Below are 16,932 nucleotides of genomic sequence, written 5' to 3' on the forward strand. Positions count from 1 at the left end.
ATAATTCAAGTTGACCTGACTTTTAGGTTGTTCATATTTTACCAATTGAGATGAACCTTTTTTAACCATTGAAATAAGTTCTCTTTTAAATTTAGGCTCAAGAAAAATCATCATGAATACCAATTTTAATATAATTAACAGCTAGTTTATCCACCATTGCAACAGCATTCAATAGCAAATGTGGTTCTATCAGCACCTTCGTCTTTTTCTTAACGCATTTGAAATTCTCTGATCTAAATAGTGAATGCTGCCATTTTGTTCAATAACATCAGATATTCTGAGTCAGCCAAGTACAAGCAGCCTTTTTAAAATTTACTCCTGCAATCACAGGATTCAGCCAATAGTTATAAGATAGGGATAAATATCTTCAAAACTAAAAAAATTTAGATTCCACCATACCTTTATGGATAAATATTAGCAGTAATTCGTGAAAACGCTTGTAAAGTTTGAATTTTGTTCTATAATTAAAATGAAGGGAGTGAAAACGATGAAAAAGAGACGAATTTCATCTTGGTACTATGCCAAAAAATACTTTATTACGCTATCTTGTGTAACAGCTTTAACCGCCATTACCTTTATAGCAAAGCCAGCTTTTGCAGAGTCACCTTCTGCAGAAACAGCAACTTCAGAAGAGGTGCTCACAGTTCCTGAAGCAGCCCAAGTTTCTCCGGCAGCTGATAAGGGTTCAGTCGAAAATGTTGATCATACGACGGCAGCACCTTCGGAGGCTTCCGCAGAGACAGTCGCTTCTGAATCAATGCCAACTACAGAAAAAGAAACATCCGAAACTACTAGTGAAAGTCAAACAGCCGCACCTTCCACTTCTGAAAGTACGTCAGCTGTCACTAGTGAATCAACCACTACTTCAGCCCAAGCAGCTGTAAGTCAAGCAAGCGAGCAAAACGGCGGCCACTATCACAGTGATGACAAAGGAAACTGGTACTATACTGATGCAAATGGCATTAATTTAACTGGTGCTCAAACCATCAACGGTGACCGTGTTTACTTCGATGAAAATGGTGTGCAAGTTAAGGGCGCCTTTGCTAGTGATGGTCACTACTACGATCCAGATACTGGTACTATGTGGACAAGTCGCTTTGTCAGCACAGGTGATAATCACTGGTACTATGTTGATGAAAACGGAAATAAGGTAACTGGTCTACAGACCATTGATGGTAAGACCTATCATTTCGATGCTAACGGTCTCCAAACAAAAGGCACACGCGTCCTTATCAATGGTAAGGGATATTATTTCCATCCAGACTCCGGTGAACTGTGGAACAACAAACTGAGAAAGGTCTACAGAAATACTTATGTCAATGGCACTTACGATGAAGTTTGGTACTACTATGATAATGATGGTAATATCTATGAAGGGCCTCTAACACTTGATGGCAAAGAGCACTACTTTACCCCTAGCGAAGTCAGATGGAAGATTTTTAAAAATCCTGACGGTACTGAAAGTTTCTATAATGAAGATGGCATTAAGGTCTATAATGACTGGGGTTCCATTAGATATATGTACCTGCGGGGTTATTTATGGACGCCAAAGATTTATTTAGATGAAAACGGTCATGTCGTTCACGGTTTTAAGACAATTGATGGACACCTTTACTACTTTGATGAATCGGGCTCTCTAAGAGATGACGTTCCGGGCGGCCCTAAACCTTTATTTGAGGTAGATGGCAACCAATATTTCGCTGATTTCCGTGGAGAATACGGCGATACCCGTGCTGCTATCCTTACCAACCGTATCTTCACTTATGAAGGCGTCACCTATAGTGCTGATGAAACAGGAAAATTGACAAAAGTGACCAATAGAAAGCAGTACATTAATGTTGGCAATAATTGGTACTATATAGATACTGATGGCAGTATCTTGAAAGGTGAACAAACCATTGACGATGTAAAAGTTTACTTCAATCAGGACGGCAAGCAAGTCAAAGGTGCCTTTGCTGACAACGGTCACTATTACGACAAAGACACGGGCGCTATGTGGGTCAACCGTCCTATTGAAGTGGATGGAGTGTGGCATTACCTCAATCAAGACGGAGAATTTGTCAAAGGAGCTTTTGCCAATAATGGTCACTACTACGACAAAGACACGGGAGCCATGTTAACTAACCGCTATGTCGAGGTTAACGGCAAATGGTATTATGTCGATCAAAACGGTAATAAACTCTATGGAGCTCAAACCATTGATAGCGTGCAAGTTTACTTTGACCAAAATGGCATTCAGGCCAAAGGGACTTTTGCTGATGATGGACACTACTATGACAAGGAGACAGGCAGCATGTTAACCAAGCGCTATGTAGAATGGGACGGCAGCTGGTACTATCTTGGTGCAGAAGGCTATGCGCTTATCGGTGAAGCAGTCATTGATGGGGTAAATGTCTACTTCCACGAAAATGGCAAACAAGCCAAGGGGGAACTTATCATCGAAAATGGTGAGATTCATTACTATGATCCTCATACGGGTGCCCGTGTGTCAAATACGACCCTTACAATCAATGGTGTAACTTACAGTTTTGACGATAAGGGCAATGGCAGAGTGATTTAAAAATCAAAGCACTGTATGCATAAAATCATAACCACCCGTCAAACGGGTGGTTATGATTATAGTTTCGCTAACTCTTCATTAAGCAATTTCTGAGCCACTTGCGGGTTAGCCTGTCCTCTTGTGGCTTTCATGATTTGACCAACCAGCGATTTGGCTGCATTTTTGTTGCCGCCTTTATAGTCATTAAGAGCTTTTTCGTTGTTGGCAAAAACTTCTTGAATGATTGGCAGGAGCTGAGCCGGATCAGAGATTTGAATAAGACCTGCTGATTTGACATAGGCTTCTGCTGAGCCGCCGTTTTTAGCTAAATGAAGGAAAACTTTCTTGGCGATTTTAGAAGAAATGGTACCATCTGCTACTAATTGCAGCATTTCTGTTAGGTTTTTAGGGGTTAAGCCGATTTGATCAATCGTTTGACCTTCTGCATTGAGGTACTGAGCAATGTCTCCCTGCAGCCAGTTGGAAACAGCCTTAGCATCTGCTCCTTTAGCTACCGCAGCTTCAAAGAAATCTGAAATAGCTTTTGAGCTGGTTAATTGGGCTGCATCATAAGCTGATAGACCTAAGTCATTGACATACTTAGCACGGCGCTCCTGTGGAAAGGCTGGCAATTCTGCACGCACTTTTTCAATCCACTCATCTTCGATTTCAAAGATTGGCAGATCTGGTTCTGGGAAATAACGGTAATCTGCTGAGCCTTCCTTAACACGCATCAGTACTGTTTCGCCAGTTGTTTCATCATAGCGGCGTGTTTCTTGCTGAATTTGACCGCCAGAACGAAGAACTTCTGCTTGGCGCTCCTCCTCATAAGCCAAGCCACGGCGAACAAAATTGAAAGAGTTCAAATTTTTCAGCTCAGTCTTAACACCAAATTCTTCCTGTCCATAAGGACGAATCGAAATATTGGCATCGACCCGCATGGAGCCTTCTTCCATCTTGACATCTGAGATTCCCGTATATTGGATAATTTCTTTAAGGGCTGTCAAATAGGCATAAGCTTCTTCTGGAGAACGCATATCAGCTTCTGATACAATTTCAATCAAAGGTACCCCTTGGCGGTTGAGATCGACATAAGAGTAACCATCAACTCCGTGCGTATTTTTCCCAGCATCTTCTTCCAAGTGAGCGCGTTCGATGCGGATTTTCTTGGTCGAGCCGTCTTCTAATTCAATTTCAATCCAGCCATTGTAGCCGATAGGTTCATCAAATTGTGAAATTTGATAGGCCTTTGGATTGTCAGGATAGAAATAATTTTTGCGGTCAAAATGCATGCGCTGATGAATGTCCATGTTAAGAGCAAGCGCAGCCTTGATGCCATAATCAATAACGCCTTTATTCATGACAGGAAGAACGCCGGGGAAAGACCAGTCAACGATATTAGTATTGGCGTTTGGATCTTCACCAAAATGCGCTGGTGCAGGTGAGAAAATTTTAGAATTTGTTTTTAATTCAACGTGGACTTCTAATCCGATGATAGTTTCAAAATTCATTAGTTGCCACCTCCAAAAATGACTGGCTGTTGTTTATGATAATCCGTACTTGCTTCAAAAGCTGCTGCTGCTTGATAGATGGTTTGTTCAGCAAACGGTTTACCAATCAGCTGCATACCAACAGGTAAGCCCTCAACAAAACCAGCAGGAATGGAAATTCCTGGCAGACCAGCTAAGTTCACAGGGATGGTCAGGAGGTCAGCTAGATACATAGCGACTGGGTCTTGGTGCTGAGAATCCAAGTCGTAAGCAACTGTTGGTGCTGTTGGACCCAAAATCAAATCATAGTCGGCAAAGACTTTCTTAAAATCTTCCATGATAAGTGTCCGCACTTGACCAGCTTTTTTGAAATAAGCATCATAATAGCCTGATGAAAGGCTGAAAGTTCCCAGCATAATACGGCGTTTCACTTCTTCACCAAAGCCTTCACTGCGGGTATTGACATAAACATCTTCAAGATTTTCAAAATCTTCGGTACGATAACCATAGCGAATACCATCAAAACGCTGCAAGTTTGAAGACGCTTCTGATGAAGCAATAATATAGTAAACCGCAACACCGTATTTACTATGAGGCAGACTGACTTCCTCAACGATGGCACCTAAGCTTTCAAGATGCTTAGCAGCTTTCAGGATGGTTTCTTTGACCTTCTCATCAATACCTTGACCGATGTATTCTTTAGGAAGGGCAATCTTCATTCCCTTGATGTCTTTACCAATAAACTGTGTAAAATCAGGCACTTCCACTTGTGAAGATGTTGAATCTTTCTTATCATTTCCTGAAATGACATTGAGTAATTGGGCATTTTCTTTAACCGTTTGTGAAAATGGTCCGATTTGATCCAATGAGGAACCAAAAGCAATTAAACCAAAACGTGACACACGGCCATAAGTTGGCTTCATACCAACAACACCGTTGAAGGCTGCTGGCTGACGAATAGAACCGCCAGTATCAGAACCAAGTGACAGACGCACTTGACCAGAAGCGACTGCTGTTGCAGAACCTCCTGATGAGCCACCTGCAACTTTTCCTTGATCCCAGGCATTTTTAGTCAGTTTGAAATAAGAATTTTCAGTAGAACCCCCCATGGCAAACTCATCCATGTTAGCTTTACCAACGATAATCATATCCTTGCCATAGAGCTTTTCAACAGATGTGGCATCAAAAATAGGCTTGTAATTGTAAAGCATTTTAGAAGCAGCTGTAGTTAAAATATCTTTAGTTGAAATATTATCCTTAACAGCCAAAGGAATACCAGACATAACATTGTCTGTATCAATTCCCTTTTCATCAATAGCAGCAGCCTGTGCCAAGGCTTCTTCTTCCGTTACAGTGATAAAAGAACCAACGGTTTCTTCACGGTCTTTGATATCTTCTAAAGTAGCTTTGGTCAATTCAACCGCTGATACTTCTTTCTTAACAAGAAGGTCGTGCAATTCGTCAATGGATTTCGTATTAAAAGTCATTAGGCATCTCCTCCTTCGTCAATAATAGCTGGTACTTTAATCAAACCATCTTCATGTTCAGGAACATTTTTAAAGAGCTGTTCGCGGTCCCAGCCTGCTACAGAAACATCTTCTCGCATATAGTTAATATTGTCTGCGACATTTGATGTAAAGGGAACACCTTGCGTATCCACTTCATTTAATAATTCCACCATGTCAACAATTTTAGTCAAGGTTGTTGCAAATTCTGTTGTTTCATCGTCTGAGAATTTTAATTTGGAAAGATTAGCCACATGGCGCACTTCTTCTTCAGAAATTTTCATTCTTATCTCCTTATTTTCTAGTCTGTTATTTTGTCTTTTCAGCTAGCTGTTGTTAAAACAAAAACTCTTATATTCACTAACTGTTCTATTTTACCACAAATTCAAGTACTTAGTCACGCAAAGCTAGGCGTAAATCTGCCAGCTGGTGGTCTGCGACCAGACTCGGACTTTCAAGCATTGGATCGGCACCTTGTCCGTTTTTAGGAAAGGCAATAACCTCGCGGATATTTTCTTCTCCTGCCAGAATCATCACTAGGCGATCAAGTCCCAGAGCCAGTCCTCCATGAGGCGGGAAGCCATATTCTAAAGCTTCTAGGAAGAAACCAAAATCACGCTCATAATCTTCTTTTTTCATGCCGAGCAGTTCAAACATGGCTTCTTGGACCTTGCGCTCATGAATCCGCAGACTGCCGCCGCCGATTTCATATCCATTTAAAACAATATCATAGGCACGGCTCATCATTTTCTCTGGATTTTCCTTCCAATCACTGCCATCTTCAAAGGCACCTTGAGTGAAAGGATGGTGCATGGCTTGATAACGATTCAAATCCTCATTCCACTCTAGAAGCGGCCAGTCAACCACCCAAAGGAAATTCAGTTTGTCATCATCAATCAATTCTAAATCCTTAGCCAGTCTGACACGAAGACCGCTCAGGGCTTCTTGGACACGTTTGAGAGAACCCGTTACAAAGAAAATGACATCACCGTCTTCTGCCTCAAAAAGTTCTAAGAGCTCTGCATTATGGTCTTTAAAGGTTGATTTCAATGAACCCGTCACTTGACCGTTTTCAATAGTTGCCGTTGCAAAACCAGCAACACCAAAATCCATAACCAATTGTTTCAGCGCAGACATTTGACGATTGGTAAAGGCTTTGGCAGCATTTTTGGCACAGATTCCCATAACCACGCCATTCTCTTTCTTGAGACCCTTTTGTAGGAAGAGAGAAGAGTTGCCTCGTGAAAGTTCTGTTAAATCTTTCAGCTCCATAGCAAAGCGAGTATCTGGTTTGTCAGACCCAAAGCGTCGCATAGCTTGCGCATAAGAGATGATTGGAAAATCTTCTGTCAGTTCAATTCCCTTACTTGCCTTAACCACAGCCTTCAGCATGCCTTCAACCAGATTGCGCACATCTTCTTCACTAACAAAGCTCATTTCCAGATCGACCTGAGTAAATTCAGGCTGACGATCACCGCGTAAGTCTTCGTCGCGGAAACAACGGACAATTTGATAATAGCGTTCAAGGCCAGCCCCCATCAGGAGCTGTTTTAACATCTGCGGACTTTGCGGCAAAGCATAGAATTGATTTTTAAAGACACGAGATGGTACCAAGAAATCACGCGCTCCTTCTGGCGTTGACTTGGTTAAATAAGGTGTCTCGACATCAATAAAATCAGCCTGATTGAGATAATCGCGAACAGCCTGTGTCACTTGATGACGCAGTTTCAAATTAGCTGTCATCTTCTCACGGCGCAAATCCAAATAACGGTATTTCTGACGAATTTCTTCACCAGCATGAGCATGGTTGTCCAATTCAAAAGGCAAGAATTTGCTGCTGGCAATGATTTCAATTTTTTCTGCCCGCAATTCAACCTGTCCAGATTTAATATGAGGATTAACAAAACGTTCATCACGTGCCACAATCTCACCTGTTACTGCCAAAATACTTTCCTTATGCAGATCATGGAGCTTGTCAAAGTCAGTAACAGCACTATCTACAAATACCTGCAGCAAACCTTCACGATCTCGAAGTTCAATGAAAGCTAATTTCCCATGATTTCTGATATTGGCAACCCAGCCTTTAGCCGTTACTTTTTGCCCAACTTGTTTCAATCCGTAATTCCCAATAAATAATTCTTTCATGTTATCCTCTTCTTCGTAAAATAAAAAGCACCAGCTTCATCTAAACAGACGAAGACCGTGGTGCCACTGTTGTTTGTCATCAATAAGATTGATAACCTCTTGATTCGTAACGTGAATAAGGCGCCTATGTTTTTAAGATAGGAGATTAAAGCATGTTCTTCGGATTCTTTTAACTTGGTATCACTCTCAGCAACGGATACTCTCTGAACAAGTCGCAAGGCCTACTCTGCTTCTCTTCATATTTAATTTTTTGCTTATTGATTATTCTATTATAGTTGCACCAAGCACATTTTGCAAGTGGTTGAGCGCAAATTGATGATTTTCTGGGCTTAGGGAAGCAACCGCTGATTTAACAACTTCAATCTGATAGCCGAGATTATAAGCATCAACAGCAGTATGCAAGACACAAATATCTGTCAAGACCCCCGTCAAAACCACAGTATCAACACGGCGCTCCCGCAGCCGAATATCCAAATCCGTCCCTGAAAAGGCAGAATAGTGACGCTTATCCAGCCAAAAGACACGACTATCATTTTTATGCTCTTGATAAAAATCCGCCAGAGGTCCGTACAAGTCACGCCCGCTTGTTCCTTTGATATTATGAGGCGGAAAGAGCTTGGTCTCTGGATGAAAGACGTCTCCTTCGTCATGACCGTCAATAGCAAAGAAAATATAATCGCCCTTGTCGTAAGCAGCCTGTGTCACCTGAGCAATTCTTTCTGAAATAGCCTGAGCTGGTTTTCCCGCTGTCAGTTTGCCGTTATCGGCTACAAAATCATAGGTGTAATCAATTGAAATCAGTGCTTTTGCCATCAGCTATAGTCCTTCAGCTTATCAAAAATACCTTCATTGATGACTTTTAAATAAGTCCCCTTCATACCTAGCGATCGGCTTTCAATGATCCCCGCACTTTCGAGTTTTCGAAGGGCATTGACGATGACGCTGCGTGTAATGCCGATACGATCTGCAATGACCGAAGCAGTCAGGCGCCCTTCATTGCCGTCAAGTTCATTGAGAATGGCTGCAACAGCCTTCATTTCTGAATAAGACAAGGTATTGATTGCCATATTGATTGCTGTTTGCTTGCGAATGGTTTCTTCCAGATTTTCTGTCTGCAAATTCAAGAGCTGAATCCCTACAACTGTAGAGGCAATTTCAATCAAAATCAAATCGTCATCATTAAACTCCTTGTCATTGCGCCAGATAATCAAAGAGCCCAGCCGCATGCCGCCGCCATAAATCGGAGCAATCGTTGTCAAACCGTCCGGATAAATATCCTTTGATTCAACCGGAAAGATGGTTAAATCATTTTCAACAGACAAATTAGCCTCTGTATCATAAATCCGGCTGGCTGATTTGACATAGTCATCAGGCAGCTTTTTAGCTTGGAAAAATTCTTCAACTCGGTCTGTGTTGGTCTTATACTTCATTGCATAACCGAGGATTTTACCGCTGCCATCAATAATACAGGCATTGCAGTCAATAATTTCAGCCAACTGATCCGCAATTGTATCGTAGGGCAAATCACTTTGAAGACTTTCAACCGAGCGTTGCAAAATAGAGGTAATACGCCGCGTTTTCGATAATAAATTAGCCATAATTCACTCTTTCTTTGATAGTCGCAACTATTATATCAAAGCTTTTTTTAGAATGCAAATAATTGTCAGAAAATTCCCTACTATTTGACAATTTTTATGAAAGCCCTTTTATTTTCGATACTGCTGTAGGAATCGTGTCATCTTTTCCTGAATTTCAGAAAGTTCTTCAACACGCGGCAAATAAACAATTCTGAAATGATCTGGTTCCATCCAATGAAATCCTCGGCCATGAACAAGAAGCACCTTTTCTTGCTTAAGGAAATTGAGAACAAACTGCTCATCATCATCAATACGGTACATATTGCGATCAATCTTAGGGAAAATATAGAGGCCGGCCTGTGGTTTAACTGCTGTAATTCCAGGAATATCATTCATGGCCTTGTAAATAAAATTACGCTGTTCATAAATACGGCCTCCCGGCAAGAGCAGTCTATCAATAGACTGAACACCTCCCAAAGAAGTCTGGATAACCTGTTGAGCCAATACATTGGAACAAAGGCGCATATTAGACAGCATGTTGAGCCCTTCAATATAGTCTTTGACATGTTTTTTAGGTCCCGACAAGACCATCCAGCCAACACGGAAACCTGCAATGCGATGTGATTTTGACAGACCATTCATGGAAACACAGAAAAGATCTGGTGCTAGGCTGGCAATAGCTACATGCTGTCCGCTATCCATTACTAAACGATCGTAAATTTCATCAGCAAAGATAATCAAATCATTCTGACGAGCGACTTCTACAATATCTTCTAGGACATCCTTAGGATAAAGGGCCCCTGTTGGGTTATTAGGATTGATAACTACAATCGCCTTGGTATTTGAAGTAATCTTAGATTTAATATCATCAATATCCGGATACCAATTAGAACTTTCATCACAGACATAGTGAACTGCATGGCCGCCTGCAAGACTGACAGCAGCTGTCCAAAGCGGATAATCCGGCATAGGTACTAAAACTTCATCCCCATCATCTAAAAGCCCTTGCATAGACATGGTAATCATTTCTGATACACCATTTCCTATATAGATATCATCCATGTCAACATCAGGAATATTTTTAAGCTGACAGTATTGCATAATGGCTTTACGAGCCGAAAAGATTCCCTTTGAGTCCGAATACCCTTCGCTCTCACGCGCATTCATAATTAAATCGCGGATAACTTCGTCAGGAGCAGTCAGACCAAAAGCAGCCGGATTGCCAGTATTGAGCCGAAGGATTTTTTCACCATTAGCAATCATACGGTTGGCCTCTTCCAAAACTGGGCCGCGAATATCATAGGCAACATGTTCAAGTTTAGTAGACTTATTAAATTCTTTCATCATTTCACCTCGCTGCTTATTTGTTACATTGGTGTCATTATTGTAGCGCATTTTAGTTAAAATCGCAATCAAGCTCCAAAAAACCAATAGACTTTTTTGTTCCACCTGTTGACAAGTCAGTCTATATTTTTGAATCCCCTCTTGCCATTGTCAGAAAAATATGCCATAATACAGTTACCCTCAAAAATATTTATGGTTAACTAAAAAGGAGTTTTTAGCATTATGAAAACAAAAACAATTGCCTTAATGGCTATGATGATTGCCTTTATCATTGTACTTGGATTTATTCCTGGTATTCCTCTGGGCTTCATTCCTGTCCCTATCATCTTACAAAATATGGGCATTATGCTGGCAGGGGCTCTCTTAGGGTCCAAACGCGGATTTTTATGCGTCGCCATCTTTCTTGTGATGGCTGCCTTAGGTCTGCCTGTCCTTTCTGGCGGACATGGCAACATTACTGTTTTCATGGGACCCACAGCAGGCTATTTGTTCTCCTATCCTTTCGCTGCTTTTCTCGTGGGACTGGTTACAGAAAAATGTGATAAGGCCAATGCCTTCTTAGAATTCTTACTAATTTGGCTGGCGGGTGCATTGTTTATAGATGTTGTGGGAGCTGTCGGTCTGACAATTCAATCTCATGTACCGCTTCATCAAGCTTTAATGACCAGCCTCGCTTTTATCCCAGGCGATACAATCAAAGTATTGATTGTGACCCTCATTCATCGACGATTTAAAAATTCATCTTTCCTTCAGGCATAAACACTGATAAAGCCTTTGAGAAACCGCTTAGATATATTTTACTTTTTTTCAGAAAAGGGTTACAATATAAGTAAAAGATGAGACGGAGGTTTAGCTTATGTCTACTTACAAAAATATCATGGTTGCTATTGATGGCTCCTACGAGTCTGAACTGGCTTTTGAAAAAGGAGTCAGCGTTGCTCTGAGAAATGATGCCAATCTGCTTTTGACCCATGTCGTTGACACACGCGCACTCCAAAGTGTTGCAACCTTTGATGCGTACATCTATGAAAAGCTGGAACAAGAAGCTCACAGTGTCTTAGATGATTATGAAAAGCAAGCCCGTGAAAGAGGATTGGAAAAGGTTAGACAAATCATCGAATTTGGAAATCCTAAACCTCTGCTAGCTACTGAGATTCCTGAGCGTGAAAAGGTAGATCTTATTATGCTTGGAGCAACTGGGCTCAACGCTTTTGAGCGGCTGCTCATCGGTTCTTCATCAGAATATATTCTTCGCCATGCTAAGGTAGATTTGCTGGTCGTCCGTGACCCTGAAAAAACATTATAAGTAAAAAAAGATAAAAAGCGAACAAGCTGAGATATGATGCAAAATCATGGTCGGCTGTTCGTTTTTTCATTTTCTCTATCTGCAAAGATTCTTTTTAGCAGTTTTTGATAAATTACTGGCATCATCGACTGCTTGTACTGGCAGCCTAAGAGCTTGTTCCTAGAAGTACAGAGCCAGAGACGCTTCTCATCTCTCTTTCTCTTCCTTCATTAGTGAGCTTAGATTTTAAGACTTGTGCAGGGATTTTTGAATCTGCCGGTCCAGCTCCCTTTTAATGGCCGGTTCGGGAGCAAAGTGCTCCTCCCAGTCGTCCGGCTTTAGAATCTTATGGGTTTCGGGATCAAAATGAGCCTTGCCATCGGGGAAAATTTTCCCAATATTAGCCTCATGCACTGTATCAAAAAACGGCTTTGGATCTACTCCCATCAATACAAAGGAGCCGTAAGTGAAGTAGAGCAAGTCAGTCAAAGCATCCACCTGTCCAACCAAAGGTGTTTCGGGATGTGGCTTGGCTAGTACCTTATCGGCTGCCTTGTCAACAGCTTGATGGAGCCGCCGGACAGCCTGAGCAAAGGCCTCTTGATCACCATTGCTGGCAGCATATAGAAATTCGACAATCTCTTCTGCTTTGAAATCGGAGCGGTGCCCTCCTTCGACAATATCATAAACTCTCGGTGTCTCACAGGTTTCGCCGTCCATCAGCTGATGGAAATCCTTGACCTTGTTAAAGTTATCATCGCTGCTTGAAAAGACTTTGTCTGTTTTTTGATGAATGATTCCAAAATGCGATAGGGCCTTGGAAATCCCGTCGTCATTGTTACTGGCGGTTGTATAGCTGGCAATTTTTTTAATCTGCTCGGTAGCATTGCCCATAGCAACGCTCAAACCAACACCAGACAGCATTTCGATATCATTGTCAGAATCGCCGAAGGCCATGACCTCAGACATTTCGATATCGAACTCTCTGGCGACACGGGCAATTCCCTTAATCTTAGACATGCCCTTAGAAATCAAATCGGCCGAATAAGGGCTGCTGCGAGTAATGGTCAGGTGAGGAAATTGTTCAGCAATTCTATCGCTCTGCTCTTTAGTTGCCACCAAAACAATCTGAAAAACCGGCTGGCGCATAAGTGTCATCAAACTATTTAAGCTCTGCGGTTTAACACGACGAACAATGTGCTTAAAACTTCTAGTAACTATCTTCGTCCATCTTTTGGGAATAATCTGGCTGAGCCATTGCCCAAAACGGCTGGTCCCCATATTGATGATATTAGAACCGACAAGGCCTGAGCTCGTTCCCAGAGAAATGTCACGGCGTTGTTCACTGGCATATTTGATGACACGGTAAACGGTGGATTTGGGCAGCTGGTTCTGGTACAAAACGCGGTCGCGCGTAAAAATATACTGACCATTATAGGTAATGGCACAATCAAGCCCTAAATTTTCCATAAAAGGTGCAACAAAAGCAGGCCCTCTGCCGGTCGCCACACCAACAAGAATGCCTTGTTTTTTCATATTCTTAATCGCCTGCTGGGTAGATTTCTGAACATGCTTGCGATCATTGAGCAAAGTACCGTCAATATCGAAAAAAACTGCTCTGATTGCCACGCTATCACCTTTTATATCCTTTAATTTATGTTAAAATATAGTATAACACAATTTGAAAGAATTTTAAAAACGATGAAAAAAATACTTGTTTTGCATACAGGCGGAACGATCTCCATGCATACTGATGAAACAGGCAAGGTTGTTCCGGGTCAGGACAATCCTATGAAAAGTGTGGGCTTTACTCTCGATGATATTCAGATTGAATCCGTTGATTTTTTCAATCTTCCCAGTCCCCATATCCAGGTTGACCATATGCTCTTATTGGCACAAAAAATCCGCCAGACAGCCGGAACCTATGATGGCGTTGTCATTACCCACGGAACTGATACTTTAGAAGAGACTGCTTATTTCCTTGATACTTTGCTGCTGCCTGCTATTCCTATTGTACTGACCGGTGCCATGCGATCTTCCAACGAGTTAGGGAGCGACGGCATCTACAATTATCTGTCTGCTCTGCGGGTTGCCAGTCATGATAAGGCGGTGGGCAAGGGAGTCTTGGTGGTTATGAACGATGAAATCCATGCTGCCAAGTATGTTACTAAAACGCATACGACCAATGTCTCTACCTTTCAGACACCGACACACGGTCCTTTGGGAATTATTATGAAACATGATCTTCTCTTTTTCAAAACCGCTGAGCCACGGGTCCGTTTTGATCTGACAGAGATTTCAGGAACCGTTCCCATCGTTAAAGCCTATGCCGGTATGGGCGATTGGCTTTTAAACAGCCTGAGCCCAAATAATATTGACGGCTTAATCGTTGAAGCACTGGGAGCCGGCAATCTGCCGCCGGAAGGCGCTCAGAGTATTGTCAAATTGATTAAGCAAGGCATCCCTGTAGCACTAGTCTCCCGCTGTTTCAACGGTATTGCAGAACCCGTCTATGCCTATGAAGGCGGTGGGGTCAAATTGCAAGAGGCTGGTGTTATGTTTGTCAAGGAATTAAACAGTCAAAAAGCCCGGCTTAAACTCTTGATCGCTCTTAATGCCGGGCTTCACGACCAAAAATTAAAAGAATATATGGAAGGCTAAAAAGGAGGTTCCCATGAAATTAACTATTACCGCTACTGATAAACCAAAAGATCAGCATTTCAATTATTCGCTTGAACTTTCCGGCAAGCAAATCCAAAATACCACTTTGATTATCTGTGGTACAGTCCTATTAGGAATTGCCCTTAAGGCATACCTTAAAAAATAAAAGGCAGGTCACTTAGTCTTTCAAAACAAAGAGACAGGCTGTAATCTCGTTGATAGCACTTATCAATTAGACTACAGCCTGCCTTTTTAATCTAAAATCTCCTTTTGTTTAAGGTTTTGAACGAGCACTGCCCAGCGTTTATCTTGCTGCCAGTCTTTATTATAGACAATTTCTGCTGCAAGGCGGCGGGCTTCTTCCAAAATATTGTAGTCCTCCACGATGTCAGCCACCTGAAACTCAGGAATTCCCGATTGGCGCGTTCCGAAAATTTCACCGGAACCGCGCATTTTCAAATCTTCTTCTGCCAAAAGAAAACCATCTGTCGTTTCAGTCATAATCCGCATGCGATCTTTTCCAGTATCTGTTTTAGGATTAGCTACTAAAATAGCATAGGACTGCTTATCACCGCGGCCGACACGCCCGCGCAGCTGATGCAGCTGACTGAGGCCAAAGCGGTCTGCATCCATAATGATCATGATGGTAGCATTGGGAACATTGACACCGACTTCGATGACTGTTGTTGATACCAAAATATCCACAGTTCCTTTTTTAAATTCCTGCATGATAGCATCTTTTTCGTCATTTTTCATGCGGCCGTGCATGAGAGCAATGTTGGCCGTATCAGCAAAATAATCTTTTAATTCTTTTTCTAAGGCATGGGCGTTTTTTAAATCAAGACTTTTAGACTCTTCAATCAGGGGAGAAACGACATAAATCTGCGCCCCTTTTTCAATCTGATCCTTGACCCAAGACAGAACCTTATCCAGCTGTTCATGCTTGACCCAGCGTGTCTTAATGGGCTTGCGCCCCTTTGGCATTTCATCAATAACAGAGACATCCATATCTCCAAAAGCCGTGATAGCCAGCGTTCTGGGAATGGGAGTGGCAGTCATCATGAGGACATCAGGATTCTCTCCTTTTTCCCGGAAAAGGCGCCTTTGCTTAACTCCAAATCGGTGCTGTTCATCGGTAATGACCAAACCCAGTTTATGGTAGTCAACTCCTTCTTGAATTAAAGCATGCGTCCCCACAATCATATCAACAGAGCCATTGGTAATAGCAGCCAGGGCTGAGCGTTTGACAGCAGCCTTCATGCCCGAGGTCAGCAGGGCAATAGACAATTCAGGAAACAGGGTATTCAGACTGTCATAGTGCTGTTCTGCCAAAATTTCCGTTGGCACCATCAAAGCAGACTGCATACCAGCTGTATAGGCTGCATACATAGCAAGACCGGCGACAACAGTCTTGCCGGAGCCGACATCCCCTTGTAAAAGACGGTTCATATGGGCTCCAGATGCCATATCTGCCAGTATCTCTTCTAAGCTGCGTTTTTGTGCACCTGTCAAAGGAAAAGGCAGTTCCGCAATTTTGCTTGCTATTTTTGTTCTGTCATAGGCTATCACTAAACCATTTGACTCTGTCTTATTATCTGCTTTTAAAATCTGCAGATTCAGCTGAAAATAGAACAGTTCTTCAAATTTAATGCGCCGAAGAGCCTGACGGTATTCTGCCAAATCTTTGGGAAAATGCATGGCCCTAGTCGCAGTCTTTCTATCCAATAACCGATACTTATCCAGCAAAACCTGAGGAAGATTTTCAGGCAAGCTGTCTGCATAGCCTGAGTCAAAGGCCGATTTAATCGCCTTAACCAGAGCAGCCTGCGAGATGCCTTGGGCAACATGGTAAACGGGCTGCATGTCATCAGCTGCCTGAACTAAAATTTTAATGCCTGTCAAAGAAGATTTGGCCTGATTCCATTTGCCAAAAATAGCAATTTCCTGATCAATTTCCACCTTATCCTGCAAATAGGGCTGATTGAAAAAAGACACAGCAATGACAGCTTCCCCCTGCTTAATTTTAAAGGATAAGCGGTTGCGTTTAAAACCATAATACTGAACATTTGGTGGAGTTACGACAGTTCCAGTGACAACTGCCTTTTCACCATCCACCAAGTCAAAAACAGACTTGGTTTTAAAATCTTCATAGCGGAAAGGATAATAGAGCAGCAGATCTTCGATTGTATAAATATCTAATTTGTGAAATTTTTCTGCAGACTTAGGACCCAAACCCTTTAAAACTGCAATTGACGCTTGTAAGTCCATAAGCACCCCTCTAGTAACTTTTTTACCATTATATCAAAAGCAGCTGACTTTCGACAGGTCATAAAACAACTCTCGAATAAGGCATAAAAATAAAAAGCGGGAGCACACGTGTAACTAC

Annotated in this window: 14 protein-coding genes; 5 read left to right on the forward strand and 9 right to left on the reverse strand. The window is 42.0% G+C overall.

Going from position 1 to position 16,932, the window contains the following annotated elements:
- The first annotated feature begins 487 nt into the window (after nucleotides 1–487).
- Entirely contained in the window at nucleotides 488–2,560 is a 2,073-nt protein-coding gene (locus tag SRA_RS00870) for a glycosyl hydrolase (protein WP_003086531.1), read from the forward strand.
- A gap of 56 nt (nucleotides 2,561–2,616) precedes the next feature.
- On the opposite strand, the gene gatB is transcribed toward SRA_RS00870, so the two are convergent.
- The 7 genes from gatB to SRA_RS00905 all read right to left on the reverse strand — a co-directional run bounded on the left by gatB (nucleotide 2,617) and on the right by SRA_RS00905 (nucleotide 10,600).
- Entirely contained in the window at nucleotides 2,617–4,050 is a 1,434-nt protein-coding gene (gene gatB / locus SRA_RS00875; RefSeq protein ID WP_003086533.1) for an Asp-tRNA(Asn)/Glu-tRNA(Gln) amidotransferase subunit GatB, read from the reverse strand.
- Nucleotides 4,050–5,516: an Asp-tRNA(Asn)/Glu-tRNA(Gln) amidotransferase subunit GatA gene (gene gatA / locus SRA_RS00880; RefSeq protein ID WP_003086535.1), complete on the reverse strand. Its 1,467-nt coding sequence runs from the start codon at nucleotides 5,514–5,516 to the stop codon at nucleotides 4,050–4,052. The genes gatB and gatA overlap by 1 nt, the downstream gene beginning before the upstream one ends.
- Nucleotides 5,516–5,818, reverse strand: a complete 303-nt coding sequence (gene gatC / locus SRA_RS00885) for an Asp-tRNA(Asn)/Glu-tRNA(Gln) amidotransferase subunit GatC (protein WP_002263475.1) — start codon at nucleotides 5,816–5,818, stop codon at nucleotides 5,516–5,518. The genes gatA and gatC overlap by 1 nt, the downstream gene beginning before the upstream one ends.
- A gap of 109 nt (nucleotides 5,819–5,927) precedes the next feature.
- The gene (aspS, locus tag SRA_RS00890) at nucleotides 5,928–7,679 is read right to left on the reverse strand and encodes an aspartate--tRNA ligase (protein WP_003086573.1); all 1,752 of its coding nucleotides are present in this window, start codon (nucleotides 7,677–7,679) and stop codon (nucleotides 5,928–5,930) included.
- 261 nt (nucleotides 7,680–7,940) lie between these two features.
- Nucleotides 7,941–8,492 (reverse strand): cysteine hydrolase family protein, encoded by a 552-nt coding sequence (locus SRA_RS00895; protein ID WP_003086575.1) that lies wholly within the window; start codon nucleotides 8,490–8,492, stop codon nucleotides 7,941–7,943.
- Nucleotides 8,492–9,277, reverse strand: coding sequence for a GTP-sensing pleiotropic transcriptional regulator CodY (codY, locus tag SRA_RS00900; RefSeq protein ID WP_003086579.1), 786 nt, complete (start codon nucleotides 9,275–9,277; stop codon nucleotides 8,492–8,494). The genes SRA_RS00895 and codY overlap by 1 nt, the downstream gene beginning before the upstream one ends.
- Nucleotides 9,278–9,385: 108 nt before the next feature.
- The gene (locus tag SRA_RS00905) at nucleotides 9,386–10,600 is read right to left on the reverse strand and encodes a pyridoxal phosphate-dependent aminotransferase (protein WP_003086582.1); all 1,215 of its coding nucleotides are present in this window, start codon (nucleotides 10,598–10,600) and stop codon (nucleotides 9,386–9,388) included.
- A 222-nt stretch (nucleotides 10,601–10,822) separates the two neighbouring features.
- Between SRA_RS00905 and SRA_RS00910 the strand changes: the two genes are divergently transcribed.
- Together SRA_RS00910 and SRA_RS00915 are read left to right on the forward strand one after the other, a co-directional pair.
- Nucleotides 10,823–11,359: a biotin transporter BioY gene (locus SRA_RS00910; protein ID WP_003086585.1), complete on the forward strand. Its 537-nt coding sequence runs from the start codon at nucleotides 10,823–10,825 to the stop codon at nucleotides 11,357–11,359.
- Between the two features lie 97 nt (nucleotides 11,360–11,456).
- Nucleotides 11,457–11,906, forward strand: coding sequence for a universal stress protein (locus tag SRA_RS00915; protein WP_003086587.1), 450 nt, complete (start codon nucleotides 11,457–11,459; stop codon nucleotides 11,904–11,906).
- 225 nt (nucleotides 11,907–12,131) lie between these two features.
- Here SRA_RS00915 and SRA_RS00920 read toward each other — a convergent pair whose 3' ends face one another.
- Nucleotides 12,132–13,514 carry a Cof-type HAD-IIB family hydrolase gene (locus SRA_RS00920; RefSeq protein ID WP_003086590.1) on the reverse strand — a complete coding sequence of 461 codons (1,383 nt, stop codon included), beginning with the start codon at nucleotides 13,512–13,514 and terminating at the stop codon, nucleotides 12,132–12,134.
- Nucleotides 13,515–13,586: 72 nt separating this feature from the next.
- Between SRA_RS00920 and SRA_RS00925 the strand changes: the two genes are divergently transcribed.
- Nucleotides 13,587–14,546 carry an asparaginase gene (locus SRA_RS00925; RefSeq protein WP_003086594.1) on the forward strand — a complete coding sequence of 320 codons (960 nt, stop codon included), beginning with the start codon at nucleotides 13,587–13,589 and terminating at the stop codon, nucleotides 14,544–14,546.
- Nucleotides 14,547–14,559: 13 nt separating this feature from the next.
- Nucleotides 14,560–14,712: a hypothetical protein gene (locus SRA_RS10315; protein WP_003086598.1), complete on the forward strand. Its 153-nt coding sequence runs from the start codon at nucleotides 14,560–14,562 to the stop codon at nucleotides 14,710–14,712.
- 86 nt (nucleotides 14,713–14,798) lie between these two features.
- On the opposite strand, the gene recG is transcribed toward SRA_RS10315, so the two are convergent.
- Entirely contained in the window at nucleotides 14,799–16,814 is a 2,016-nt protein-coding gene (gene recG / locus SRA_RS00930; RefSeq protein WP_003086600.1) for an ATP-dependent DNA helicase RecG, read from the reverse strand.
- Nucleotides 16,815–16,932: the final 118 nt, after the last annotated feature.

Source organism: Streptococcus ratti FA-1 = DSM 20564 (assembly GCF_000286075.1).
GTDB lineage: Bacteria > Bacillota > Bacilli > Lactobacillales > Streptococcaceae > Streptococcus > Streptococcus ratti.